This window comes from Sorangium sp. So ce296, from assembly GCF_051529605.1.
Classification (GTDB): Bacteria; Myxococcota_A; Polyangia; order Polyangiales; family Polyangiaceae; genus Sorangium; species Sorangium cellulosum_D.
In genome coordinates, this window is the sequence record NZ_CP150325.1 from 10,534,901 (window position 1) to 10,560,989 (window position 26,089).

The window sequence follows — 26,089 nt, forward strand, 5'->3', positions numbered from 1 at the left end:
CGCGATCAGCCGTAGCGCGACGCCATGAGCGCCGCGAGCGCGGGGCGCTCGCGCACGAGCGCGAGCGTGTGGTCGGCGTGGCCGTGCGCGTAGCCGTTGCCGATGTAGAGGTCCACGTCCTTGCCGATCCCCTCGGCCCCGAGGGCGGCGGCGGTGAAGCTCGTGCTCATCGCGAAGAAGTACGCCTTGCCGCGGTCGCGCGTGGCGACGATCGCGCTGAGCTCCACCCCGGGGACGTTCACGCACGAGAGCGTGAGGTCGGCGCCCGCGCCGCCCGTGAGCGGGAGCACGGCGTCGCGCACCGCGATGGGATCGCGCGCGTCGGCGACCGCGACGTGGTCGCAGAGCCCGAGCGCGCGCAGGTCGGCGGCGAACTCGGCCGATGCCTCGATCCCGATCACGCGCCCGCCGGGGCCGACGCGCCGCCGCGCCTCGGCCGCGCAGAGGAGGCCCGACTTCCCGCCCGCGCCGAGCACCGCCACGGTGTCGCCCGGGCCGGCGAGGCGCGCCACCTGGGGCGCCGCGCCCGCGACGTCGAGCAGCGCGAGGGCGAGCCGCTCGGGCATGTCGGTCGGCATCCGCGCGAGCGGCGCCGACGCGAAGACGATCGCGGTGCCCTCGACGTCGAGCTGCGCGGACGCGGGGCGCACGGCGACGATCCGGCGGAGCGAGAGCGGCGTCAGCGACAGCGAGGCGAGCGTCGCGACGCGATCGCCGACGGCGACGCCGCGGTGCTCCGCCAGCGAGCCGACCCGGCGCACGACGCCGAGCAGCATGCCGCCCGAGCCGGTGACCGGGTTGTGCTGCTTGCCCCGGCGCGCGACGGTCTCGAGGACGAGCCGCGCCACGCCGTCCGGGCTGCCGAAGGAGGCCTCCTCCATCTGGCGGAAGCTCGCGGCGTCGATGTTCAGCGTCTGCACCTCGACGACGATCTCGGTCTCGAAGCTGCGCGAGGCGTCAGCGTCCAGCCGCGCTGCGGGCTGCGGCAGGGCCCCCGGTGGATCGAGCACGCGGTGCGTGCCCAGCGGATCGCCTGCGGCGAGGGTGCGTTGCGTCGCTTCGGAGCTCACGCCGAGGCCGTTGAACATGCCGCGCCCGAAAGCAAGGGCAATGCGCCGAGCGGCGGCGGTCTGCATCGCTGAGGCGGCCCGGCGCGCCGCCCGGAGGGGCCCGGAGCCGGCCGCCCGGCCGGCGCCGATCGGCGTTTTCCCCGCGGATTGGACGCACTTGCGCCGCCCGGAGGGCGGCGTCAGGGAAGGGCTAGAGGAAGGGGGTCGGGGACGGGAACGAGGGGCGAGGGCGGGGCGCGGCGCGCTGCGTTAGGACGAACGAGCCAACTCATTTGAAAGAACCGCCCGGATCTCTTGACCAGCTTTGCTCGGTGAAACTAGACTTTGCCCCCTGCTGGCGCTCGCGTAGCGCTCGAAGGTTTTTACTCCCTGCGATGGATAACCACGCTCCCAAGGTGTCGGCAACGCGGCAACTGGCGTTGCGCTTCATCTCCGGGAAGTACCAAGGCGGCGAATTCCCCCTCGGGGAGCAGCAGGAGATCGTCGTGGGTCGCTCCAGCGACCTCGACATGGTCCTCGTCGAGGACATGGTCTCCCGGCGCCACGCCCGGATTGCCTGTACCGAACAGCAGATCGTGATCGAGGATCTCGGCTCGACGAACGGCACGTTCGTCAACGGCGAGAAGATCAAGAAGACGACCCTGAAGGAGGGTGACCGGGTGCTCATCGGCACCAGCATCCTCAAGGTCGTCTCCACCGATCCGAGCGCGCCCCCGGCGCGCCGCCGGATGGACGAGCCCTCGCTCAGGAGCGGTCAGACCCGGTCGATGTCCGGGTCGATCGACGAGATCCCGCTCCCCGATCTGCTTCAGCTCTTCGGCACATCGAAGAAGAGCGGAGTCCTCGTCGTCCGTTCCGACGACGACGTCGGCAAGATCTACCTGCGCAAGGGCATCGTGACCTTTGCGACGATCAACGATCTGACCGACGTCCCGCCGCTCAAGAGCGTCTACCGGATCCTCACGTGGGCCGGCGGGACGTTCGACCTGGAGCCGGCGGAGGAGCGGGTCATGACCGGCGAGATCAGCGCGACGGTGCAGGAGCTCCTCATGGAGGGGCTCCGGCAGATCGACGAGCTGAACAACATCCGCCACCAGCTCCCGGACCTGTCGGCGCGCCTGGTCATCCCCCAGCCGCTCAAGCCGTCGCTCCGCGATCTCTCGCCCGTCGATCTGGACGTCCTCCAGGTCGTCTACAACCACGGGCACCTCGCGATGGTCCTCAACAAGAGCCCCGCGACGGATCTGGAGACCGCGCAGTCCGTGCTGAAGATGATCAACGCGGGCTACCTCCGCGTCGAGTGAGCCAGGCCCACGCGCGAGGCGCCGCGAGGCCGCGTGATGCGGCTCGATCGCTCGGCGTCCGCGCGCCCTACCCGGGCTGACGGCGGGCGAGCGCGCTCAACCCGCTGCCACGGGAGACGGGCGCGCGGACAGGCGCTGGCCGGGGCGCGCTCGATGCGCGCCGCGCCCCCGAGGGCGCGGCGCGCGGGCGGCGGAGCGGGGCGTCAGGACTGCGATGCGCCGCGCTTCGCTGCCGGATCGGTCGCTGAGCTCGAGAGGCGGAGCGACACGGCGCGGGCGTGCGCCTGCAGGCCCTCCGCCAGCGCCAGCTTCTCGATGATCGGGCCCTGCGCCCGCAGCGCCGCGCCGGAGTACCGGATGAGGCTCGCGCGCGTCACGAAGTCGTAGACGCCGAGCGGCGCACCGAAGCGGGCCGAGCCCCCGGTCGGGAGCACGTGCGACGGCCCCGCGAGGTAGTCGCCCGCGGCCACCGGGGTGAGGCTGCCGAGGAGCGCGGCGCCGAGCGTGCCGATCTCCGAGAACAGCCCCTCGGCGTCGGCGACGTGGAACGCGACGTGCTCGACCGCGAGCTGATCGGCGACCTCGGCGAGGCGAGCGCGCGAGCCGACGACGAGCGCGGCGGCGTGCGTCGAGAGCGACGCCTGCACGATGGCGCGCCGCGTGAGCTCGGGGAGCGCGGCGTCGAGCTCGCGCGCGACCGCCTCCGCCAGCTTGGCCGAGGTCGTCGCGAGGAGCGCGTAGGACGCCTCGTCGTGCTCGGCCTGCGAGAGCAGATCGGCCGCGACGAGCCGCGGATCCGCGGCGTCGTCGGCGAGCACCAGGATCTCGCTCGGCCCGGTGATGCCGTCGATCGACACGTCGCCGAAGACGAGCTTCTTCGCGCAGGCGACGTAGGCGTTGCCGGGCCCCACGATCTTGTCGACCGGCGCGAGCTCGGGGAGCCCGTAGGCCATGGCCGCGATCGCCTGCGCTCCACCCGAGTCGAGCAGGGTCGTCACGCCCGAGAGGTGCGCCGCGGCGAGCGTGACGTCGTCGGCCGACGGGCTCGCGAGGACGATGTCGCGCACGCCGGCGACGCGGGCGGGGATGGCGGACATCAGCACGCTCGACGGGTAGCGGGCCTTGCCGCCCGGCGCGTAGACGCCGACCCGGCGCAGGGGGCGCACGCGCATGCCGAGGAGGACGCCCTCGTCCTCGTAGCTGAAGCCGGCCTGCAGCGGGGGCCCGCTCGCCGCCGCCTCGGCGGGCCCGAGGTCGCCCGCGTCGCGCTGCCGCTCGTGGTAGCGCGCGATCCTCGCGGCCGCGGTCTCGAGCGAGGCGCGGACCTCCTGCGGGAGCCGCGCGAGCGCCTCGGCCCCGCCGAAGCCGCCCTCCGCCTCGGGGCCCGCGTGGCGGACGAGCGCCTTCGACGTCCTCCGCTCGAACTTCTCGATGTAGCCGAGGACGGCGGACGTACCCCCGCGGCGCACGTTGTCGATGATCTCGGTCACCGCCGGCGTGACGTTCGCGAGATCGCCCGTGCCGCGGGTGCGCAGGGCAGACAGGGTGGACTCGAACTCAGGCGAACCTTCGATGTAGATGGGCAGCATGGCTTGATGGTGGACCGCCGCGGCGGGATCTCCGCGCGGACGGCGACACCCCGTACCACACCACCCCGGCCGCCGGTACGTCGGCCGCGCACGGCGGGCCGTGCCTGCGCGGCCGCGCGCCGCGTCCGCGGCGCGGCGCGGCGCGGCGCGGACGCAGCGCGCGCGTCGCTCCGCGAGTTTGCCGGCCCGAGCGGATCGAGTAGGGTCGCCCCATGCGGTCCGGCTCGTTCGGCCTCGCCCCCGCCGCGCTCTCGATCGCGACGCTCGCGCTCGCGCCTCTGGTCCTCGTCGGGTGCCCGGAGAACTCCTGCTTCCTCAAGATCTGCCAGGGCAGCAGCTGCCGCTGCTCGATCTCGTCGTGCAGCGACGGGGCCGGCTTCGACACCAAGCAGAACCGCTGCCGCTGCCTCAAGGGCTACCTCTCGATCGCGGGCCAGTGCCTCACGCCGCAAGCGGCGAACGCCTTCTGCGGCGTGGGGCGCCACTACGAGGCCGGCGGGTGCGCCCCCGACCGCTGCCGGCCGGGCGACGAGATCGACCAGAGCACGGGCCTCTGCGTGTCGCGCGAGCAGGTGGCGACCAACGCCGGGGTCGCCATCGGCGCCGGGCAGAAGCTCGGATGCCCGCCCGGCCAGCAGCTCATCGTCGACGGCCCGACCGCCGCGTGCGTCCCGCTCTCGCAGACCTGCGCGCGCGACGAGGTCTGGACCGGCCAGGCCTGCGCCAAGGTGGGGCAGTGCCCGACGGGCGCGATCTGGGACCCCGCGCTCGCCCAGTGCGTCCAGTACGCGCAGGGCTCGGGCGACAGCGGGCTCACGGTCAACGTGGGGCAGTGGGCGTCGGCGAACTACGGCCCGAACGGCGGCATGGGCACGAGCGGCTTCTGCGGATCGTTCGCGAAGAAGCCGCACAGCTTCGGGATCGTCGAGGGGGCGTCGGCCTACGTCCGCATCACGGTGATGATGTCCTTCCCGGACAGCGAGATCGCCCGCGGCGTCGTGCAGGCCGTGACGGTGTTCGACGCGAGCGGGAACCCGGTTCCGCCGCGCGGCGCCGCGGAGGTCGACGCGGCGGCGCGCAACGTCTTCAACACGCTCGTCCTCGGGGGCGGGCGGTCGAGCGCGCCGACGTCGTCGACCACCGTCCGGTGCGCGGTCATCCACGCCGGAAAGCCGCAACCGGTGCCCGCCGTCGGCGGCCTCTGAGCGGGGCTCACATCCTCGACAGCGTGCTCACGACGAGCGTGGCGGGGAGGGCGCTGAGGCCGCGGCAGCTCACGACCTTGTTGCGCTCGATCACGAAGTTGCTCGTGGTCGGCTCGATCTTCGCGAACTCGACGCTCAGGCGCGCGCCGTCGAAGCTCGCGCGCAAGGGGCGGCCCTCCACGTCGCTGCGGACGTCCTGGCAGGTGCCGCGCGAGCGGGCCGGGTCGAACTGGCGCGACTCGGGCGCGATGAAGCGGAGCCGGTCCTCCACGGCGAACACGCCGCTCTCGCCGGGGATCTCGCGCAGCGAGAAGCGGGCCTCGCCCTCCTCGTAGTCCTGCGGGGCGAACTGCTCCGGGCGGCGGACCCGGAACTCGAGCGCCTCGCCGGCCAGCACGGCCTCGAGCTCGCGCCCGTTGCCGACCCACAGGCCCGTCAGGCCGGCGAGCGGCGACGTGTGCGTCGGCTCCACGCTCGCGTCCGGGGCTGCGGCGCTGCTCGCGCTGGCCGCCGGGCGCGACTGCGCCGCGGCGCCCCTCCGGCGGACGTCGCGCGGCCTGTCGAGCACGCCCAGCGCGAGCAGCGCCGCAGCCCCGCCGAACATCACGAGCGCCCCCGCGCCGATCGCGAGCCACGAGCCGCGCGCGCTCGCCGGACGGCGCGGCGCCGGCCGGCTCGCCAGCGCCGCGCCGCCCGGCGAGCGCGCCGCGTCGCGGACCTCATCGACCGTCGTGGCGGCGGGCGGCGGCGGGCGGCTCGACGCGCCGAGCGGCGCCGAGGTCGCGGGCGCCGGAGGGCGGGCGATCGCGTCGAGCGCCGCGAGCATCTCCTCGCAGCTGGCGAAGCGATCCGCCCTGTCCTTCGCGCACGCCTTCTGGAGGAACGCGTCGAGCTCCGGAGGGACGTCGTGGCGCGCGGCGCTGACCCTGGGGAGCGGCGCCTCCGCGTGCTGCCGCATGATCTCGATGTCGCTCTCGGCGTCGAACGGCACCCGCCCGACCAGCATCTCGTAGAGCACGACGCCGAGCGCGTAGATGTCCACACGCTTGTCGAGATCGCGGCGCCCGAGGACCTGCTCCGGCGACATGTAATAGAGCGAGCCGATGATCCCCTTGGTCATCCCGCGCCCCGCGAGCGCGTCCGCCTCGGCCTTCGCGATGCCGAAGTCGGTGACCTTCGCGACGCCGTCCTTGCCCCGGAGGAGCACGTTGGCCGGCTTGAGATCGCGGTGGATCACGCCCTCGCGGTGCGCGGCGGCGATGCCGGAGGCGATCTGCCGGAAGATCGAGAGCGCCTCGGGCAGTGGCATCGGCCGGCGCTCGTCGGCGTACCTGGCGAGCGCCTGCTCGAGGCTCTCGCCGTCGATGTACTGCATGACGAGCCAGAGATCGTCCCGCTCCGCGACCACCGCCTTCAGGTGGACGACGTTCGGATGATCGATCTGCGCGAGCGCGCGGCCCTCGGCGAGCGTCCGCGCGCGCACGTCGGGCCGATGCCCGAGCTCCTGCCGCACCGCCTTCAGGACGACGTGCAGGCCGGTGTGGACGTCCCGGGCGAGGTAGACGACCCCCATGCCGCCCTCGCCGAGCACCCGCTCGAGCACGTACTTCTGATCGACGAGCGTCCCCGCCGGCAGGTGACCCCCCGGCGAGCGCCGCGGGAGAGAGCCCGCCAGCGGCGCCGGGACGACGTGCGGCGCCGCCGCGGGCCCGTTCGCGCCGCCGGCCCCGAAGGCCGGCGCGCTGACCCGGCGCGACGGATCCTCGGGCAGCAGCGCCTCGAGCAGCGGCTTCCCGGGGACGGTCGCCCGCGGGCCGGGCGGAGGCGCCGAGGGGGCGGCGACGGCGTCCTTCGCGGCGATCGGCGCGCCGCACGCCACACAGAACCGCGCAGAGCCCGGGGCCTCTGCGTTGCAAACCGGGCACCTGGCCATGGCACGGTCAGCTCGACCCACGGCGGCCGCGCGCGGCGCGCCGCGGGCGCTGCGTCACGTCCAGTGACCCGCGCGGAGGGCCGCGGAGTCGATCGTCTTGATCTTCGGCGCCAGCGCCTCGCGGAAGATGGCCTCGTCGTCGTCGTCGAGGCCGCTCTCGCCGAAGCCGGACGCGACCTCCATCGAGGTCGCGAGAATGCGAAGGAACTGCTGGAAGCTCGACGCGCAGAGCTCCGGCTTGAGCGAGTCGGTCCCCGTCATGCAGGTGAACACGGGACAGTCGCCCTCGGCGTCGAGCTTCGAGATGTCGAGGAAGTAAGGGTCTCCCAGGAGGGCGCTGCGCGCGATGAGGATCCAGCTCTTGCGCCAGCCTGGGAGGGAGCTGTCGCCGCCGTTCGCCTGCTGCTCGGCCGCGAGCTTCTCGGAGGGGATGAGGCGCACGCGCTCGACCGGCGTCACCGTCTCGACGTCGAGCGGGTCGGCCTCCTGCAGGAAAGCGCGGTACCTGGCGGGCACCCGCAGCGTCCTGCGCAGCTCTTCCACCACCGCTGGAGCCGCCTTTCCGAACCTCGCGGGGATGCCTCTTCGGGCAAAGGCATCCTTGAGCGCCGTAACCGACTCGGCAAGGTCGCTATCCACCGAACATCCCTTCCTTTGCAAGTCCACGGGACAGCCCGCTGGGCGGGCGCCCTCATCGCTTCGAAACCGCTTCGCTCCCGGGGAGAGCACCGGCGCGCACCCGGAGGAATACCCCGCGCCGGGCCAGGTAGTGTAACAGAAAAACGATGGTCGACGTTGCGTACGCTGAGAGCCGATTCCGGCCCCCCGAAATTGCGCACCGATACGGTCCGGGCGTGCACCTCCTCGACGATCCGCTCGCGTGGACTCTGCTGGCCCGCGCCTGCTCCCCGGAGACCGGCCAGCCCGACGTGGGGCGCCTCGTCGGCTTCCTCTACCAGACCCTGGCGCGCGCCGTGCTCGCCGCCGAGCTGGAGCGCACCCGCGTCGACGTCCCGACCCGGATGATCTCGTCCCACCCGGAGGCCGTGTATCGCGGCACCGCGCTGTCCCGCGCCACGAAGGTCGTCACCGTGGGCATCGCCCGCGCCGGGACGATGCCCTCCCAGGTCGTCTACGAGCTCATGAACGAGGTCCTCGACCCGGCGCTGGTGCGGCAGGATCACCTGTTCATGAGCCGGCAGACGAACGAGCACGGCGAGGTGGTCGGCGCCACCTGGCACGACGCCAAGATCGGGCGCGACGTCGGGGGGCGCCACGTGCTCTTCCCCGATCCGATGGGCGCCACCGGCTCGTCGATGGTCAGCGCCATGACGTACTACAAGACCGCGCTCGAGGGGCGGCCGGCCAAGTGCATCGCCATGCACCTCATCGTGACCCCCGAGTACATCCGCCGCGTCACCGAGGCCCACCCGGACGCGATCATCTACGCGCTCCGGCTCGATCGCGGCCTCTCGCCGGCGCGCGTCCTCAAGACCGAGCCGGGCACGCACTGGGACGAGGAGCGCGGCCTGAACGCGATCCAGTACATCGTCCCGGGCGCCGGCGGCGTCGGTGAGATCCTCAACAACGCCTGGGTGTGAGCGAGCGGTCAGCGGCCGCGCTTCGAGCGGCGGTTGTGGCCGGCGGCGAGCGCGCGGTAGTCGATCGCCGCGTGCGGCCGGCTCACGGCGGGGCGCAGGTCGCTGCAGAGCCGCGTGAGCTCCGCGATCATCGCGCCGAGGTCGCTCGCGCCCGCGGCCCTGCGCTGCGCGAGCTCGCCGTAGGCGGCCTCGAGGGACGCGATGCCCTTGCCCGAGACGTGCCCGCGGCGGGACAGGTCGACGTAGCTCCGCGCGAGCGCGACGCTGTCGAAGTTGTGCGCGACGACCAGGTCCTGCGCGACGCGGAGCACGGCGTGCGCGGCGATCCGGCCGTCCTCGTGGAGCACGAAGGCCGCCTGCAGGTAGTTGTAGAAGGGGACGACCCGGTCGCCGAAGATCCGGAAATCCGAGGGAGATGACTGCCGATCGAGGTGGATCAGGATGCGCTCGACGACGGGGCCCTTCTCGACGTAGCTCGCGAACCGGAGCGCGTCGAGGATGGTGTCGTCGTAGGCGTGGCCGAGCCGCATCACCTCGCCGAGCTCCAGCGGGGTGACCCGCCCCTCGCAGACGTCGGCGTACAGCGAGTAGACGAACGCGTCGGCCTCGGCGTCGTCGCCGAGGAGCACCTCGCGGATCAGCGCGCCGCTCGCGTCGCGCTGGCTCGGGAGCTCGCAGCGCCGCTGGAGCAGCGCGGGCAGCTTGTAGCCGAGCTGGCCGCGCAGCGCGCGGAAGCGCAGCCGGAGGATGTTCTGCAGGTTGGGCTTCAGCGTGAGCGACGCCCACCGCGCGCCGTCGAGCCGCAGCTTCTGCTCGATGCGGGAGCGGAGCTGCTCCGGGCTGCCCGAGAGGATGTGCGTCTCGACGCCCGCGCGGCCGAGCTCGCGCAGGAGCGACCCGGCGCCCGGCACGGTGCGCTTCTGGTCGGGCCGCTCGATCGCGGTCCGCACGAGATCGCGCAGCGTGTCGAAGTCCGTCCTGAGGTAGGTCTTGTCGAGGTCCCACCGCGCGATGAACGGCGCGCGCAGCGCAGGCGCCGCTGCGTTCGCCGGAGTTCGGGGCCCTTGCGCTCGCTCCTCGCCGCTCACCATCTCTCGCTCAGCGCGCCATCCACTCGCGCCGCATCTTGTCGAGCGACTGCACCACGTCGCTGTCGGCGCTCTGCCGGGCGAGGTCCATCGCCTCGCGGAGGTACATCGACGCCTCGCTGGTGCGCTCGCGCTGGTGCGCCACGTGCGCGAGCGCGCCCAGGACGAGCGCGCGGTCGGGGCCGCCGGGGCCGGCGAGGTCGAGCGCCTCGCGCAGCACGCCGTCGGCGTCGGTGAGATCGCCGGCGCGCGCGAGCGCCTCGCCGAGCTTGCGGCTGAAGATGAGGACGGCGCGCACCGGATCGTCGAGCTCGCCGCGGAAGATCTCGCGCCGCGCCAGGTCGAGGCCGCGGCGCAGCGCGAGCACGCTGCCGGCCGTGTCCCCGCGCGCGGCCGACCGATCCGCCGCCTGCTCGAGCAGCATCAGCGCGACGAACGCGTTCTGCGCGTGGTAGGCGTGGATCGCCTGCACCTCGAGCGGCAGCGCGAGCGGATCGCCCGCGCTGTCGAACGTCGCCTTGGCGTGCAGGTCGCGCCGGACGCCGGCCGGGATCGTCGCGAGCGTCACGTCGCGGAGCAGCGGGTGCGCGGTGCGGATGCCGCTCGAGTGCTCCTCGATCATGCCCGCCGCCGCGAGCTTGTTGAGCAGCTCGTCGAAGGCGCGGATGTCCGGCAAGAGGCGCTGCAGCGTGGCCCGGTCCGCCGCGTCTCCGATGACCGCGAGCGCCTGCAGCGTGCGGCGCGCGTCCTGCGGCAGCCGCTCGATGCGCGCGGCGACCAGGTCGGCCATGCGCGCGGGCGGATCGCTGCCGCCCTCGAGGGTGTAGCGGACCAGCTGGTCGATGTAGAGCGGCGGCACCGTCGCGGCGTCGCCGCCGAGGCCGGCCGGGGTCGCCGCGCTCGGCGGCAGGCCCAGCGCGACGTGGTCGGCGGTGGCGCCGTCCGAGGGATCGCGCCGCGGCGACGGCCGCGCCCCGCCCGTGCTCTGCGGCGTCTTGCGGGCGGCGCGGTGATCGAGGCTCACGCTGCTCCGGAGGAGCGAGAGCGCGATGTCCTTCGGCAGGCCGCCGAGCGCGCGCACGGCCCCGCCCCATCCCGGCTCGAAGCCGGGGGTGTGGCTCGCGACGATGAGCAGCGCCGCGAGCGGCGGCTCCGCGATCACGTCGGCGAACGCGTTCCGGCTCGCGCCGTCGACGGCGTGCAGGTCGTCGATCGCGAGCAGGACCCGGTGCGGGAAGGCGGACTGCTGCGCGCGCGAGAGCGCCCAGCGCAGCGCCTCCGCGGCGATGAAGCGCCGATCGTCGGGCGACAGGCCGCCCGCGGCCGGCTTGTTCCAGGCGTGCCTGCGCACGTCGGCCGCGCGGTCGCCCTTGCCGAAGATCTCGAGCAGCCCGCGCCGCGCCTCCGGCGTCGCGCCGTTCCAGTTCGACGCGTTGCCGCCGTCGTGCGGGAGCTCGGCGAGCCCGGCGATCGCCCAGCGGAGCGCGTAGTAGCCGACCTCGGCGCCCCACGGGTCCGGGCCGGTCTGGATCACGATGTCGCCCCGGCTCGCGGCGACGTCGAGGAACTCGCGGAGGAGCCGGGTCTTGCCGACGCCGTGTTCGCCGACGATGCGCGCGGCGACGACCGAGCCCTCGACCTCGGCGAGGCAGGCGTCGAGCCACGCGAGGTCCTCCTCGCGCGCCGCGAACGGCAGCGGGAGCGGGGGGGCCGACGTCGCGCGATCGCGCCGCGCGGCCTGGGCCGGCGCGGCGCGCGGCGCCGGAGCGGGCGCGTGGGCCTGCGCGATCCTGGCGCCGCACTCGCCGCAGAACTTCTGGCCGCGCGGCACGATGGCGCGGCACGAGGCGCAGATGACGGTCGCCTCGGCGAACGAGAAGCGGCCGGAGGGCGTGTCGAACGTCCCGACCGCCGCGCGCAGCGCGGCCGAGAACTCGTCGGCGGTCTGGTAGCGCCGCGCCGCGTCCTTCTCGAGCGCCCGCAGCGTGACCTCGACGAGCGGCTCGGGGATCTCGCGCTCCGGCGCGACCAGGGCCGGGTCGGGCGGCGGCAAGGAGAGGTGCATCAGCACGACCTGCGTCGGCGACTCGGCCTCGAAGGGGAGCCGGCCGGTGAGCAGCTGGAACAGGATGACGCCGCACGCGTAGAGGTCGCTCCGCGCGTCGATCGGATCGCCGCGGCCCTGCTCGGGGGCCATGTAGTCCGGGGTCCCGCAGACGATGCCGGGGCTCGTGATGTTCGTCGTCGCGACCTCCGCCTTCATCTTCGCGAGGCCGAAGTCGACGACCTTCACGAAGTCGCCGCCCGAGCGCATCGGCTCGAGCACGATGTTCTCGGGCTTGAGATCGCGGTGGATGATGCCGAGGTGGTGCGCCTCGGCGAGCGCCGCGAGCACCTGGCAGAGGATGTCGACGATGCGGCGGAAGGGGAGCGGGCCGTCCTCGTAGACGACGCGGGCGAGGTCGCGCCCGCGCAGGAACTCCATGACGAGGTAGAGCTGCCCGCCGTTCTTGCCGAAGTCGATGACCCCGACGGAGTTCGGGTGGTTCAGGCGGCTCGCGGCGCGCGCCTCGGTGATGAACCGGACCGACGCGCTCTCGTCCCCGAGCAGGTGGGGGTGGATGATCTTGACGGCCACGGTGCGCCCCAGGGCCTTCTGCTCGGCCCTGTACACGCGGCCCATGCCGCCCACGCCGACGAGCTCCAGGATCACGTAGTTGCCCGGGAGCGTCGTCCCGATCAGCGGGTCGTCGGAGGTCCGGTTGAACTCCGAGATGGGGAAACCGCACACCGGGCAGAATTTGTGCGCCTGCTCGCACGGATTCGCGCATTGCGGGCAGACCACTGTGGACACGCGCGGGACCTTACCACGTTCGGGATAGCGATTGGAGTCGAGCTCTCCCTGGGCCCCCGGGGCCTCGGCCGGAGGGGGGCAGGGGGGCTCGTCCTGCCGTCTGTTAGGTCCTGGATCCCACTTGGGGTAACCTCGGGCGCGATGGTTACGCCTCGCCTACGTCTCGGTCAGCTCCTGGTCGACGCGCGGATGATCACCCAGGACGCCCTCGAGAGGACCCTGGAGCTGCAGCGCACGGACGGCCGGCGGTTGGGGACGCTCCTCGTCGAGCAAGGTCTCATCAACGAAACCCAGCTGACGCAGATCCTATCGCACCAGCTCGCTGTTCCCTGGGTGTCGCTGCTGCACATCGAGTTCTCGCGGCAGCTGCTCAACCTCGTCCCGCACGACGTGGCCGAGCGTTACTGCCTCGTGCCGATCTACGTCCGCCACGTCCGCAACCAGGGCGAGACGCTCTACGTCGCGATGGACGATCCGACGAACGAGGACGGCATGAAGGAGTGCATGGCGTTCTCGGGCTTGCCGGTGCGCGCGATGATCGCGCCGCCGAGCGACATCCGGAACGCGATCCGGGTCTATTACGGGGCGCGCGCTCGCTCCGCGCCGCCGCCGGCGCCCGCGCAGCGGGCCCAGGCGACCGAGCCGCAGTCGCGGGCGCGCCCGGTCGATCCGCCGCCGTCCTCCGAGCTCGGCGCGCCGGAGACCGCCAGGCACTCGGAGGAGGTCTCGTCGACGCCGGAGCCCTTGCTGCTGACGAGGCCCGCGCTCCGCTCCGGCGCCCGGCTGGTCGACGACGCGGTGCCGGCGATCGAGACCTCCGAGGTCGACGCCAGCGACATGGGCGTCATCGACGACGAGCTCGCCTGGGAGGCGCCGCGCCCCGCGGCGCGGCCGGCGGAGCGGGAGGCCCGCGGGCGGCCGGAGGAGCGGCAGATCCGCGGGCGTCCTGACGAGCAGCGCTCGCGTCCGACGCTGAAGGTCGCGCCGTCGCCCGAGCTGCTCGCGGCGGCGCAGGCCGCGCAATCCGCGCAATCCGCGCAGCCGGCGCAGCCGGCGCAGGCCGCGCCGTCGGAGCGCCGGAAGACGCTGCGCCCGAGCTCGGCGCCGGGGCCGCTGACGCCGCCCGCCAGCGAGGCCGCGCCGAGCACGGAGGCGCCGCCCACGTCGAGCACGCCGGCCGCCGCGCTCCTCGGCGCCGTGCTCGGGCGCGCCAGCGCCGCGCGCGCCGCCGCGGAGACCGCCGCGCGCAGCGCTCCAGAGAGCGCCGCGCGCACCGCCGCGGAGAGCGCCCCGGACTACGGCGACGAGCCCCCGAGCGAGCGCGAGGTGCGCAACATCCCCGCGCCGCAAGGCCGCGGTCGCCGCCGGATGGTGTCGCTCACGCTCCTCGACGGGACGACGATCACGCTCCCCGCGCGCGGCACCAAGTCCCAGCAGCAGCAGCGGCAGCAGCCGGCCCCGGCGCGGGCGGCGGCCCAGTCCGAGCCGCCGCCGGCGCCCGCCGCGGACGATCCGGGCCTCACCGCGCGCGATCTCGTCTCCGCGCTCCGCGCCGTCTCGCACGGCGCCGACGCGAGCGAGATCCTCGGCAACAACGTGCGCTGGGAGGCGATGTTCGCCGCGCTCCTGTCGCTGCTGCTGAAGAAGCACCTCATCGCCGACTGGGAGTTCGTGGACGAGCTGAAGAAGATCTGACGTCAGCCCGCCTCGCGCGCCGCGCCGGCGCGGACCAGCGCGTCGATCTCCCCGTCCGAGAAGCCCGCGTCGCGCAGCACGGCGCGCGTGTGCTCCCCGGCGCGAGGCGCCGGCGCGAACGCGGCGCCCGCCGGCGTGACGGGCGTCCTGAGCTGCGGGACAGGGCCGCGCGGCGAGGCGATCTCGAACAGGAGATCGCGCGACGCGAGGTGGGGATCGGACGGGGCGCTCCGCGGATCGAGCACCGGCTCGAGGCAGCAGTCGCGCTCGGCGGCGAGCGCCTCCCACTCCGCGCGCGTCCTCTGCCGGAAGACCGCGGCGAGCTCGCGCTTGAGCCCGGCCTGGTGCGGTCCGGGGACGAGCGCGCTCGGATCGGGCTCGATCCCGGCGCCCTCGCAGAACGCGCGCCAGAACTTCGGCTCCAGCGCGGCGAGCGCCATCGCGTGGCCGTCCTTCGAGAGGTAGGTGTTGTACGGCGCGAGCCCCCCGGTCAGCGGCGCGTCGCCCGCCGCGCGCGCGCCCTCGGCGGCGTCATCCCCGCGGAGCGCCGGGTCGCCGCCCGCGAGCGCCGCGGCGAGCGTGGGGAGGGCGAAGCCGAGCACGCCGTCGGTCATGGCGATGTCCAGCACCGCGCCCCGCCCGGTCCGGTCCCGCTCGCGCAGCGCCGCGAGGATGGCGATCGCGCACCACATCCCGCCGCTCACGTCGGCGACCTGGGAGCCCGGCACCTGCGGCGGGCCCTCGGCAGGCCCCTGGGCGCCGAGGACGCCCGCGCGCGCGACGTAGTTAAGATCGTGCCCCGCGCGCGCGGACAGGCTGCCCGTCTGGCCGTAGCCGGTCAGCGCGCAGACGATGAGCCGCGGGTTGTCCGCGCGGAGCGCCGCGTGGCCGAGCCCGAGCCGCTCGAGCACGCCCGGGCGGAACTGATCGAAGAGCACGTCGTACGTCGCGGCGAGCCGGCGGAAGGCGTCGCGCCCTTCGGGCTTCTTCAGATCGAGCAGGGCGCTGCGCTTGCCGCGGTTCAAGAGCTGGAACGCCGCGGATTCACCGGCGATCTGCGGGGGGAGCCCGCGCAGGAGGTCGCCGCCGGTGACGTCCTCGATCTTGTCCACCGTCGCTCCGAGATCCGCCAGGACCAGGGTCGCGAAGGGGCCCGGCAGGAGCCTCGAGAGATCGAGGATGCGCGTATCGGTGAGCGGGCGCATGGAGGCCTCCCTGTCGTGGCGCGAGGCGGGTCGACGATCGAGGGGGAAGAGAAGGGACGCCGGTCGCGTGCGCGCGCGGCGTGAAGCGGGCTCCGAAAGATCAGAGAGGTGATCGCAGGGCTGCGATCCGAGAGAGGCTCGTCGGCGGCGCCGGGGAGTCGGGGCGCCTCCGGCGCCGGGATCAGCCGGTGCTGAGCTGGAACAGCTTCGGGAGCTTCATCGCGAGCATCTGGTTGCCCGCGACCTTCAGCTTGCCCGCGAAGTAGAGCTGCATCGAGTTGGCCTGCGGGTTCTCGTACAGCTTCTGGAAGTCCTCGCTGGTGAGCGAGATCGTGACGTCCGCGCCGCCCGGGTTGCCCGAAGCGAGCTTCGGCCCGGTGTCGGACAGGTCGATCAGCCACTCGCCGCCGCCCTCGCCGGTCACGTTGATCTGGTACTTCCCGCCGATCTGCTTGGCCGCGTCGGAATGCTTCGCCAGGGCAGCAGGGAGCTCTTCGTTGAACAGTCTCTGGATATCGACGGCCATGGATCGCCTCCGGATCTCGTAGGGGACGTGGTGACGTGAACGTCTAGGTACCGTGCGCGGTTTACCCGTGCCCGCACGCGCGCGTCAAGCGAAGGCCGACGCTCTGGCGCGCTCGCATCGGGACGTTGGGACACGGCACGCACGCCGTGTCCATCGCGCCGTACGCGCCGTCAGGGCGCGCCTGGCGCCGCTCTCATGCGCGCGCGCGGTGCGTCTGCGCGGCGGGCCGGGGCGCTTTGTCCAGCGCGGAGCGGATCGGGACCATCAGCAGGCGATCGATGGCGACGCGCTGCTCGGCGGGCGGCGGGCTCTCCGGGGCGCCCTGCATGAGCCGGAGATCGCGGAGCGCGCCGCGATCGAGCGGGCCGGGCAACGCGCCCAGCCCGTCGAGCGACGGCGTCATGGCAGGGAGCAAGCAGACGAGGAAGATCTCGCTCGTGCCCTGGCGCACCCACGTTCCCTGGTACACCGCGACCGCTTGGCCGAGCGCCTCCTGGAAGACGAACGCGCGCCACTCGAGCGGCGCGGTCAGATCGAAGACGCGGCCGCCGGCGCGGAGCTCCCGGCTGTCGAGGCTGAGCGCCGCGCCGCGCGCGTCGGTCAGGAGGAAGCGATCGAGGCACCCGGGCGAGCGCTCCGTGAGCTCCTCGAGGAGCGCGGCGAGCACCGCGGGGCCGAGCGAGATCGGCTCGCCGTCCGGGCCGATCGCCTCGAGCCCGACCTCGTCGGAGCCCACGACGGACGCGCGGTCGAGCAGTGCGGCGAAGGCGCGCCGCGCGGGGCCGTCGAAGCTGGCCCCGACGGAGGACATCCCGGCGCTGGAGGTGAGCAGGGCGACGATGCGATCGCGGCGCGGCGTCGCGAGGAGCGTCACGCCGAACCGCTCGCGGGTCGTGAGCAGCACGTGCTCCCCGGCGCCGCCCTTGCCGCGCAGGAGCAGCCGGTCGCCGTCGAGGCTCAGCCCGCGCCGGCTCGCCTGCGCCGCCGGCAGGAGGTGCCGTCGCCCCCGCGCGAGCAGCGCGCCGGCCGCCGCGACGAGCGCGACCGGCAAGAGCGCGCGGACCGTCACGCTGCGCGCGGTCGCGACCAGCACGAGCGCGGCCACGAGGAGCGGGATCGACCAGAGCCGTCGAGCGCCCGCGCCCCGCGCCGGCGAGAGCTCGGGAGCGGTGGCGTCGAACCACCGCGGCTCGGGGGGAGGCGTCACGGCCTCATCGCTTGCTGGCTGGCCCGCGAGCGGAGCGGACGGCCAGCCTGTGGCAGGCGGAGGCTCTTGCGCGCGGGCCTCGATCGGTGGGAGCGTGGCGACGGACCCAAGAGGGTCCTTCTGGCCCTTCGCCTCGCGTCCCATCGCACCTCCACCCCAGCCGAAAGTTCGGCGTAGAATAGCATCGAGCGGGGCCGGAGCGAGAGAGACTTTGGTGCGACGCGCCGCGTAGGCGGCGCCTCGACCGGAGGCACCGGCTCGGGGCGGCGCCGGGAAGGCGCCGCAGGCTGCGCTCCGGTCGCAGGGCCCCGGCGCCGCCTGACGGGCGGGAGGCATCGCAGGGCTCCCGCGCGGGCTTCGCCTGAACGTGATGGGCGACGGGCCGCGAGCGTCGCGGTGCAGCAGGCCGCGACGCTCGCGGCGAAGCAGATCGAGGGCCGCTGGGCGAGCAGGCGGGGGCTCGGCCTGCAGCCCCGACGGCGAGCGCGGCGACGAGCGAGGCCTCGTCGTCACGGTACGGCGGTGGTCGCCGCAGCGCTCCGCGGCGGTCGCCGCAGCGCTCCGCGGCGGTCGCCGCAGCGCTCCGCGGGGGCTCGTCGGCGGAGGCCGCGTCGCCGGCGAGCGGCCTGGAACTCAGGGCGCGAGAGGAGATCCCGTCAAAGGCGAGGCTCTTCCGGATGCCCGCGACGGCGTGCTCGGCAGCAGCCGGCCGTACGCGCGGGATGACGCCGCGCGATCCAGACGCCGGTCGTCCACTCGGCGGTGGGGTGCTCCACCTGGAGCCGCGCGTTCTTCGTCGCGGCCCGACGCGGGATCAGGCCCGCGAGAGTCTTTCCCCAGGCCGAGCAAAAGGGTAGGTCTGCCCTGTGCAGCGCCGCGATATCCCGCCCGAGCTCTCGTTTGCGGCCCCTCCCGCCGCCGAGCCTCGCGAGCTCACGAGCCCGCCGACCTCGCGCCGGCAGAGGGGCGCCGAGCCGGAGGTGGTCTCGGTCGCGGAGCTGGATCGCCGGCTGAAGCGGATCCTCGAGGGCTCGACGGCCGACGTGCGCGTCGAGGGCGAGATCTCGGGCCTGCGCGTCGTGGGCAGCGGCCACGCCTACTTCACGCTCAAGGACGAGAGCGAGGAGGCGGCGATCGACTGCGTGATGTACCGGACCGCCGCGCCGCGCGCGCGCAAGCTGCTCGCCGACGGCGCCCGCGTCGTGCTCACGGGCCGCGCCACGGTCTACGTGCCGCGCGGCCGGCTCCAGTTCTGCGCGGACGACGCGCGCCTCGCCGGCCGCGGCGCGCTCCTCGAGGCGCTCTTCCGCCTCAAGGAGAAGCTCGCCGCCGAGGGGCTCTTCGCGCCGGAGCGCAAGCGCAAGCTGCCGGTCGATCCGCAGATCATCGGCGTCGTCACGAGCGGCGACGGGGCGGCGATCCACGACATCGTGACCGTCGCGTTCCGCCGCGGCGCCGCCCGGCTGATCCTCGCGCGCACGCCGGTGCAGGGCGCCGGCGCGGGGCAGCGGATCGTCCGCGCGATCGCGCTGCTCGAGGAGTTCCCGGGCATCGAGGTGATCATCGTGGGGCGCGGGGGCGGCTCGGCCGACGACCTCAGCGCGTTCAACGAGGAGATCGTCGTCCGGAAGGTGGCGGCCGCGCGCGTACCGATCGTGAGCGCGGTCGGGCACGAGATCGACGTCGCGCTGACCGACCTCGCCGCCGACGCGCGCGCCGCCACCCCGTCGCAGGCGGCGGAGATGCTCGTCGCGGACGCGGCCGCGCGCCGCGCGGCGCTGGAGCACCTCGAGGCCCGCATGCGCCGCGCGATCGCCCACCGGCTCAGGGCAGCGCGGGCCGACGTCGACCGGCAGCGCGCCCGCCTCGGCTCGCCCGCGCAGATCCTGGCCGAGCCGCAGCAGCGGATCGACGACGCCGTCGCGCGGCTCCGGCGCCGGATGGAGCGGATCCTCGTGGAGGACCGCGCCGGGCTCCAGCGCCTCGAGCGCAGGCTCGCCGCGCGCCACCCGCGCGCGGTGCTCGCCGGCGCGCGCGGCGCGCTCAGGCCGCTGTCGGTGCGCCTGTCCGCCGCCGCGCGCCGCCACGTCGCCCTGCTCCGGGAGGGCTTCGCGAGCGACGTCGCCCGGCTCGAGGCGATGTCGCCGCTCCGCGTGCTCGCGCGCGGCTACGCCATCGCGACCGACCCGTCGGGCCGCGCGGTCCGCGATCACCGCGAGGTCGCGCCGGGCGATCCCATCACGGTGCGCGTGCACCACGGCGCGCTGCTCGCGCGGGTCGTGGCCACCGCGGGGCCGGACGAGCCGCTCGTCGAGCGCGGCGCGCCCCCGGCGCCGGCGGCGCCCGCGCCGGCCGAGGCGGCGACGCCCGCCCCGCCCGCGCGCCAGAGCGGCGGGCCGCGCGCCCCGGCGGCCGGCCGCGCGCCGAGGCGCAGGGCGCAGCCCGGCGCGCCCGCGTGCGAGCAGCTCGGGCTCGGCTTCGCGGCCGACGAGCGCGCCCCGGCCTTCGGTCGCGCGGGCGCCTCGGGCCAGGTCTCGGCGGGGCAGGGCGGAGCGGAGGCCGGCCCGGAGGAGAGGCGTCATGTCGAACCCTGAGCGGCGAATGTTCGGTCTGGTCGGGCACCCGGTGGGCCACTCGGTCTCGCCGGCCATGCACTCGGCCGCGTTTCGGGCCCACCAGCTGCCCCACATCTACAGCGCGTTCGACGTGCCCACCGGCGCGGAGCTCGCGCGCTTCGTCAGCGACATCCGGAGCGGCCTCATCGCGGGCGCGAACGTCACCATCCCACACAAGCGCGCGATCATGTCGATGGTCGACGACGTGGACTCGAGCGCGGCCGACGTCGGCGTCGCGAACGTCCTCTGCGCAGCCGAGCCGCGGCGCGTGACCGCGCACAACACCGACGTGATCGCGCTCCGCGACGAGCTCGACCTGCTCCTGCGATCCGCCCCGCCCCAGGGCGACGATCCGGCGGGGCGAGGCGGCGCGCCCTCGAGCCCGCGCCAGCGCGCGCTGATCATCGGGGCGGGCGGCGCGGCGTTCGCGGCGATCGCCGCCTGCAAGATGCTCGGCTACCACCTCATCAGCGTGACCACCCGGTCGTGGACGAGCACCGAGGAGATGCTGGAGTCGCCCGCGGGGCAGCGCGCGTCCGAGCTCGGCGCGCTCACGGCGCCCTGGCCGATCCCGACCGAGCGGTCGATCAGCAGCAAGTCCTCGGTGGCGCTGCGGCTCAACTGGAGCGAGTTCGCCGTCGCCGCCGACCTGATCATCCAGGCCACGAGCGCCGGCATGCTCGGGGGGCCGCCGGGCGACGAGGTCACCCGCATCATCCCGTGGGACTCGCTCTCGCCGAGCGCCTGCCTCTACGACGTCGTCTACAACCCGCCGGTGACGCCGTTCCTCCGCATGGCGCGCGAGCGAGGGCTCCGCGCGTCCGACGGGCTCGGCATGCTGGTCGGCCAGGCGGCGCAGTCCTTCACGCTCTGGACCGGCCTCCCGGCGCCGGTCGAGGTGATGCGCGCCGCCGCCGAGGACTCGCTCAGGAAGGCCACCGGCGGTCGATGAGCTCTGACGGATCCCGGAGGTACGCTCCGCCTCACGAAGCCTTCTCGTCCGCGCCCGCGGCCTCGCGCGCCCACGGCGCCGCGCTGGAGCACGCGTCGCCCTGGCCCCACGTCGAGGTGCGCGGCCAGCTCTCGATCGCGCGCAAGGAGTGGCTGCACACGAACGGGGCGGGCGCCTACGCGAGCTCGACGATCGCCGGCATGCACACGCGCCGCTACCACGGGCTGCTCGTCGCGGCGCTCGACCCGCCGCGGCGCCGGCACGTGATGCTCTCGCACGTCGACGCCAGCGTCCGCCCGATCCGGCAGCAGGGCGCCCCGACCGAGCGCCGGGCGGCGTGGCCGCGTTGGGACCTCGCCAAGCACCAGTTCCCGGGCATCGACCCGGAGAACGGCTCGTTCTACCTCGAGCGCTTCGATCAGGATCCGCTCCCGCGCTGGGCGTACGCCCTCCCGGGCGGCGAGCTCGAGGTGACGCTCGGCCTCGTGCGCGGCGAGAACGCCGCCGTCCTGCGCTACGCCTGGAGCGGGGCGGATCCGGTGATGCTGACGCTGCGCCCGCTCCTCGCCGCGCGCCACATGCACCAGCTGCTCCGCGAGAACGGCGGCATCTCCCAGAAGGTCGAGCTGCGCGCCGGCGCCGCGCGCGGCGAAGCCGGCGCGGGGCGACACAGCCCCTCGATCGGCGAGGTCCGGGTGCAGCCGAACCGCGCGCTGCCGCGGATCTGCTTCCGCTACCAGGGCACGTTCGTCGGCTCGCAGGACTGGTGGCGGCGCTTCGAGTACCTCGGCGAGCAGGATCGCGGCCTCGATTTCCTCGAGGACCTCTGGACGCCGGGCCACTTCGAGACGGTGATCGGCCCCGAGCCCGTGCACCTGCTCGTGGCGGTGGGCGCGCTGCCCGAGGACGAGCCGGAGAACCTGCTCGCCGCGGCGAGCGCGGCGATCCGCGCCGAGGACCCGGGGCCCCGGCGGCCGCTCCTGGAGCGGCGGCTCTGCATCGCCGCCGAGGCGTTCCGCGCCGACGCGGCCGCGCGGCCCGGCGTCATCGCGGGCTACCCGTGGTTCGAGGTGTGGGGCCGCGACGCGCTCATCTCCCTGCCCGGCCTCTACCTCGTGCCGCGCAAGACCGAGGGGGCGATCCGCGTCCTCCGCGCCATCATCGACTCCATGCAGGACGGCCTCGTGCCGAACCGGCTCCCCGACGCGGGCGAGCCCCCGGATTTCCACGCGGCGGACGCCACCCTCTGGCTGTTCGAGGCGGCCCGCCTGCTCGCCGACGCGATCGGCGACGCGCACCCGTTCGTCACGGGCGAGCTGCTCGCCGCGCTCCGCGACGCCTTCGAGGCCGCCCTGCGCGGGACCCGCAACGGCATCCACGTCACGGCCGACGGCCTCTTCGCCGCGGGCCGCCGCGGCGAGGGCGCGATCGACGGGCTCACGTGGATGGACGCGCGCGTCGCGGGCCGCGCGGTCACCCCGCGCGCGGGCTGCCCGGTCGAGCTCACGGCGCTGTGGGCGAAGGGCTCGGAGACGCTCGCGCGCCTCGCGCGGGCCGCCGGCGACGATCGCCTCGCGGAGCGCGCGGAGGCGGCCGCGAGCGCGGCGCGCCGGGGCTTCGCCGCCCGCTTCTGGTGCGAGGAGACCAGCTACCCGTACGACGTCATCTCGGAGGACGCGGAGGGGGAGGGCGCGTTCCGCGACGCGTCGATCCGCCCCAACGCGGTGATCGCCGTGGCCGTCGATCCCGCCTGCTTCACGCCGGAGCAGGCCTCGGCGCTGCTCGAGCGGGCCCGCCTGGAGCTCGTGACCCCCGCCGGCGTGCGGACGCTCTCGCCCGCCGATCCGGCCTACGCGCCCCGGTACCAGGGGGGCCCCGAGGCGCGGGACGCCGCCTATCACCAGGGCACGGTCTGGCCGTTTCTGCTCGGGTTCTACGCGCGCGCCGCCCGGCACTTCTCCACGCTCGGGGAGCACGTCCTCCCGCTGCTCCACAGGCTGGTGACGTCGGCGGCCGCGAACGAGATCGCGCTCGGCCAGGTGCCCGAGGTCGCGTCCGGGGAGGCGCCGCACCACCCCGGCGGCAGCTTCGCTCAAGCGTTCAGCGTGGCGGAGCTCCTGCGCGTGATCGCCTGGGACCTGCCCACTCAGGACGGGGGCGCGCCGCGCTGAGCGCCCGGCGCCTCCGCCGCCCTCAGCTCCCTCGCTCGAGCGCCGCCTCCTCGCGGATCGCCTTGCCGCCCTGCGCGGTGAAGCGCAGCAGCTTGCCCGGATCCTCGGCCTCCATCGCGAAGGCCTCGATCTCCTCGAACAGCGCCTCGAGCTTGCGCGGACCGCACGTGGGCAAGAAGCCGCGGAGCACGCGCGGGTCGTAGAACCGGAAGTACTGCTGCTTGCCCGTGCCGCTCTCGACCAGGAGGAAGCGGCGGAGGTGCTTCCGCACGTCGCCGAACGGGCGGTTGCTCGTCAGGAAGACGCCCCAGCTGTCGCCCCAGCCGCAGTCGACGAGCGCGTCGAGCAGGGTCGACCCCGGCGGGAGGTGCACGAGCGTGGGGCCGACGTCCGCGAGGATCTCGCCCTGGAAGCCGGTGTAGAGCGAGGCGGTCTGCTCGCCCGCCTCGCCGAGGAGCAGCCGGATGCGCGGATCGCGGGCGGCGTCGACCACCGCGAAGAGCGGCGAGCGCTCCTCCCGCAGCCGCGCCCGCGCCGACGCGGTGAACGGCGAGCCGGTCGTGGGGATCCCGGTCCTCCGCGCCCGCCGCGAGGACGGGACCGGCTCGGTCCGCGCCCGCCGCGAGGGCGGGGCCGGCTCGGTCGGCGCATAGCGGCGGCTCGGCACGTGGCGAACCACCGCGAACAGGGTCGCCCCCGCGCGGATCTCGTCGCCGTCCCGGAGCGACACCTCGCGCGCGCGCTCGCGGTTGACCTGCGTGCCGTTGCGGCTCCCCAGGTCGCGGAGCAGGTAGCTGCCGTCGATCTGCTCCACCGAGAAATGCAGGGCAGAGAGCTCGCCGTCGCTCGAGATGGAGAGATCCGATTCGGGCGCGCGGCCGACGAGCAGCGGACGGTCGCCAGGGATGTGCGCGGTCTGTCCGGCCAGGGGGCCCGAGATGACCCGGAGGACGAATCCGGCTTCCTGGTCTTCGCTCATGGTCGTCTCCATCGCACAAGGCGCCGATGAGGCCGGCGAGTAAGCCTAGAACACCGATCGACGGGAAATCCACACGAAGCCGGGAGCCACGAGAGGGGCCATCGGACGACTGCCAGCCTTTCCAGGCTGCCCACATATCCTGGCAGCCTGCGCCGATTCCACATCCGGATCCGCTGTTTGCCGCCCGAGACAGCGAACGTGGGGAACCGTGGTTCGAGCGGCCAGGTCGATCGCCCGAGCCGCGTCGTCGAGGCCTGCAGCGGTGGTCGTCGCGCGCGCGCCGAGCGCCTCGAGGGGATGTGGCAGAGGCTGGTTGCGGCGGCGCCGGTCATGTTCGCCATGTTCGCCCTGCGGGAAGCATCGTGGATGGATGGTGGCGGCGGTCGCCGACCTCAAGCCCGCCGCGCGGGGAGGGCGCCGAGCCCGCGGGCGCGTCAGCCATGGCGGCTGCGCAGCGGCTCGAGGCGGAGCCAGCGCGCGACGAACGCGCGGTCCTCGGGGGCGAGCACGCCGGTGACCCACGCGGCCACGAGGTAGAGCCCCGCGTAGAGGGGGGCGCCGAGCGCGAGGCAGAGCGCGGGGCGCTCGTCGACCGCGCCCGTGACGAGGAACGCGGTGAGCGGCGCCGCGGCGACGAGCGCGGTGGCCGCGACGCGCCCGTAGTGGCGCCACGGGAAGACGCCGCGCAGGCCGACCCCGGAGAGGCGCGCGATGGTCGCGACCATGACGACGATCCCGAGCGCCTGGGTCAGGACGGCCGAGAGCGGCGCGCCGACCATGCCGAGCGTCGGGAGGAGGACCAGGTTCGCCGCGGTGTTGAACACCATGGACAGCACCTGGATCCGCAGGATCATCGACGTCTTCCCGAACGCCATCAGCACGATGGCGTACGCCGTCACGCGCAGCGGCAGGAGCGCGGAGTAGATGCGGAACGGGACCGCGGCGCCGGCGTACGCGTCGCCGTAGACGGTGCGCATGAGCGGCTCGGCGAACAGGAGGAGGAACGCCGCCACCGGGAGCATGATCAGCGTCGTCTTGCGGATCCCCGAGTGCCACAGCGCGATCGCGGCCCGCGCGCCCTGCGCGGGCGTCGCCCCGCCCTCGAAGCGGGCGACGAGGTCCGGGAGCATCGTGGAGGCGACGGAGTAGGCGAGGACGCCGACGAGCGGGAGCTCCTGCGAGCCGACGGCGAACTCGGCGTAGAGCCCCGCGCTGAAGAAGAGGCCGATGACGAACTTGTCGAGCTTCTGGTTGAAGAGGCCGGCGAAGCGGGTCACCGAGAGCGGGAGCGCGTACGCGAGCTGGGCCCGGACGCCGCCGGGGAAAGGCGCCGCCGCGACGTCCCCGAACAGCCGCGCGTACAGCCGGTACGAGAGCCCGAGCCGGAGCGCCTGCGCCGCGCACTGGGCGGCCAGGATCCACGCCACCGAGCAGCCGAGCGCGGCGGGGACGATCGCGCCCGCCGCGGTCGAGAGCGTGACGACCAGCGCGACGCCCGCCGACTTACGGTGGTTGTTCGTGGCGATGAAGAGCGGGCCGAAGACGCTCGCGGGGTAGGCGATCACGCTCATCAGGCCGATGAGCAGGAGGAGCGGCGTCGCGCCCTCGCGGACGTCGAGGAAGACGCCGGGGACGAGGGCGAAGCCCGCGAAGGCGAGCGCCGAGAAGGCCCCGAGGCCGAGCAGGAGCAGCAGGCTCTGCCGCACCAGCCCCTTGAGCTCGGGGCGGGTCACCTTGGGCGCGAAATAGAGGAACGACTCCGGCAGGTAGAGCTGCGCGAGATCGCGCCCCGTCATGAACAGCATCGTCGCGAAGGCGAGCGCGCCGTACTCGGACTTGCCGAGCAGCCGCACCACGACGACGCCCTGCACGAGGACGATGAGCGTGTTCACGAACTGCCCGCCGACGATCATCCCGATCCGGTCGGCGAGCGACGCGCCCTGCGCCTCGGCGGGGGGCGGCGCGCCGTCGGCCACCCGCGCGGCCCCCGCGGCCTCGGGCGCACGCGGGGGCGCGCTCGGCTCGACCGGGGTGGGCTGCTCGTCCCGCATGGCGGCTCGGTAGCACATGCGCGGGCGGAGCGGCCTCCCGCGGC

18 protein-coding genes are annotated in these 26,089 nt (G+C 74.4%); 7 read left to right on the forward strand and 11 right to left on the reverse strand.

What is annotated here, in order from left to right; all coding sequences use genetic code 11:
• Positions 1-5 precede the first annotated feature (5 nt).
• Positions 6-1,088: an L-erythro-3,5-diaminohexanoate dehydrogenase gene (locus tag WME98_RS39145; protein ID WP_437946810.1), complete on the reverse strand. Its 1,083-nt coding sequence runs from the start codon at positions 1,086-1,088 to the stop codon at positions 6-8.
• Between the two features lie 293 nt (positions 1,089-1,381).
• Between WME98_RS39145 and WME98_RS39150 the strand changes: the two genes are divergently transcribed.
• Positions 1,382-2,374: a DUF4388 domain-containing protein gene (locus tag WME98_RS39150; protein WP_020734926.1), complete on the forward strand. Its 993-nt coding sequence runs from the start codon at positions 1,382-1,384 to the stop codon at positions 2,372-2,374.
• 203 nt (positions 2,375-2,577) lie between these two features.
• On the opposite strand, the gene hisD is transcribed toward WME98_RS39150, so the two are convergent.
• On the reverse strand, positions 2,578-3,963 hold the full coding sequence (gene hisD, locus WME98_RS39155; protein WP_437946811.1) for a histidinol dehydrogenase: 1,386 nt from the start codon (positions 3,961-3,963) through the stop codon (positions 2,578-2,580).
• A gap of 212 nt (positions 3,964-4,175) precedes the next feature.
• Between hisD and WME98_RS39160 the strand changes: the two genes are divergently transcribed.
• On the forward strand, positions 4,176-5,168 hold the full coding sequence (locus WME98_RS39160) for a hypothetical protein (RefSeq protein ID WP_437946812.1): 993 nt from the start codon (positions 4,176-4,178) through the stop codon (positions 5,166-5,168).
• A 7-nt stretch (positions 5,169-5,175) separates the two neighbouring features.
• Here the strand turns inward: WME98_RS39160 and WME98_RS39165 are convergent, their stop codons facing one another.
• Positions 5,176-7,101 (reverse strand): protein kinase domain-containing protein, encoded by a 1,926-nt coding sequence (locus WME98_RS39165; RefSeq protein ID WP_437946813.1) that lies wholly within the window; start codon positions 7,099-7,101, stop codon positions 5,176-5,178.
• A gap of 54 nt (positions 7,102-7,155) precedes the next feature.
• On the reverse strand, positions 7,156-7,647 hold the full coding sequence (locus WME98_RS39170; protein ID WP_020734930.1) for an SMI1/KNR4 family protein: 492 nt from the start codon (positions 7,645-7,647) through the stop codon (positions 7,156-7,158).
• A gap of 239 nt (positions 7,648-7,886) precedes the next feature.
• Between WME98_RS39170 and WME98_RS39175 the strand changes: the two genes are divergently transcribed.
• On the forward strand, positions 7,887-8,702 hold the full coding sequence (locus WME98_RS39175; RefSeq protein ID WP_061629544.1) for a uracil phosphoribosyltransferase: 816 nt from the start codon (positions 7,887-7,889) through the stop codon (positions 8,700-8,702).
• A gap of 8 nt (positions 8,703-8,710) precedes the next feature.
• Here the strand turns inward: WME98_RS39175 and WME98_RS39180 are convergent, their stop codons facing one another.
• Positions 8,711-9,793, reverse strand: coding sequence for a hypothetical protein (locus tag WME98_RS39180; protein ID WP_437946814.1), 1,083 nt, complete (start codon positions 9,791-9,793; stop codon positions 8,711-8,713).
• Positions 9,794-9,800: 7 nt separating this feature from the next.
• Complete coding sequence (locus WME98_RS39185) at positions 9,801-12,644, reverse strand: protein kinase domain-containing protein (RefSeq protein WP_437946815.1); 2,844 nt, start codon at positions 12,642-12,644, stop codon at positions 9,801-9,803.
• Between the two features lie 141 nt (positions 12,645-12,785).
• Here WME98_RS39185 and WME98_RS39190 point away from each other — a divergent pair, with 141 nt between their 5' ends.
• Positions 12,786-14,339, forward strand: coding sequence for a hypothetical protein (locus tag WME98_RS39190; RefSeq protein WP_437946816.1), 1,554 nt, complete (start codon positions 12,786-12,788; stop codon positions 14,337-14,339).
• A 2-nt stretch (positions 14,340-14,341) separates the two neighbouring features.
• Here WME98_RS39190 and WME98_RS39195 read toward each other — a convergent pair whose 3' ends face one another.
• The 3 genes from WME98_RS39195 to WME98_RS39205 all read right to left on the reverse strand — a co-directional run bounded on the left by WME98_RS39195 (position 14,342) and on the right by WME98_RS39205 (position 17,277).
• Positions 14,342-15,544, reverse strand: a complete 1,203-nt coding sequence (locus WME98_RS39195; RefSeq protein WP_437946817.1) for a CaiB/BaiF CoA transferase family protein — start codon at positions 15,542-15,544, stop codon at positions 14,342-14,344.
• Between the two features lie 181 nt (positions 15,545-15,725).
• Positions 15,726-16,070 (reverse strand): SCP2 sterol-binding domain-containing protein, encoded by a 345-nt coding sequence (locus tag WME98_RS39200; protein WP_437946818.1) that lies wholly within the window; start codon positions 16,068-16,070, stop codon positions 15,726-15,728.
• A 193-nt stretch (positions 16,071-16,263) separates the two neighbouring features.
• The gene (locus WME98_RS39205) at positions 16,264-17,277 is read right to left on the reverse strand and encodes an IMP dehydrogenase (RefSeq protein ID WP_437946819.1); all 1,014 of its coding nucleotides are present in this window, start codon (positions 17,275-17,277) and stop codon (positions 16,264-16,266) included.
• 866 nt (positions 17,278-18,143) lie between these two features.
• Between WME98_RS39205 and xseA the strand changes: the two genes are divergently transcribed.
• From xseA to WME98_RS39220, 3 genes are read left to right on the forward strand one after another with little or no spacing between them, the layout of a single operon-like run.
• Positions 18,144-19,871, forward strand: a complete 1,728-nt coding sequence (gene xseA, locus WME98_RS39210) for an exodeoxyribonuclease VII large subunit (protein ID WP_437946820.1) — start codon at positions 18,144-18,146, stop codon at positions 19,869-19,871.
• Complete coding sequence (locus tag WME98_RS39215) at positions 19,858-20,844, forward strand: shikimate dehydrogenase family protein (protein WP_061623954.1); 987 nt, start codon at positions 19,858-19,860, stop codon at positions 20,842-20,844. Before xseA ends, WME98_RS39215 begins: the two co-directional genes overlap by 14 nt.
• Complete coding sequence (locus WME98_RS39220; protein WP_437946821.1) at positions 20,841-23,015, forward strand: amylo-alpha-1,6-glucosidase; 2,175 nt, start codon at positions 20,841-20,843, stop codon at positions 23,013-23,015. Before WME98_RS39215 ends, WME98_RS39220 begins: the two co-directional genes overlap by 4 nt.
• Positions 23,016-23,037: 22 nt before the next feature.
• Here WME98_RS39220 and WME98_RS39225 read toward each other — a convergent pair whose 3' ends face one another.
• A complete protein-coding gene (locus WME98_RS39225) occupies positions 23,038-23,994 on the reverse strand; it encodes a DUF4123 domain-containing protein (protein WP_437946822.1) in 957 nt (318 codons plus the stop codon).
• Positions 23,995-24,428: 434 nt separating this feature from the next.
• The gene (locus tag WME98_RS39230; protein ID WP_437946823.1) at positions 24,429-26,045 is read right to left on the reverse strand and encodes an oligosaccharide flippase family protein; all 1,617 of its coding nucleotides are present in this window, start codon (positions 26,043-26,045) and stop codon (positions 24,429-24,431) included.
• Between the last annotated feature and the right edge of the window lie 44 nt (positions 26,046-26,089).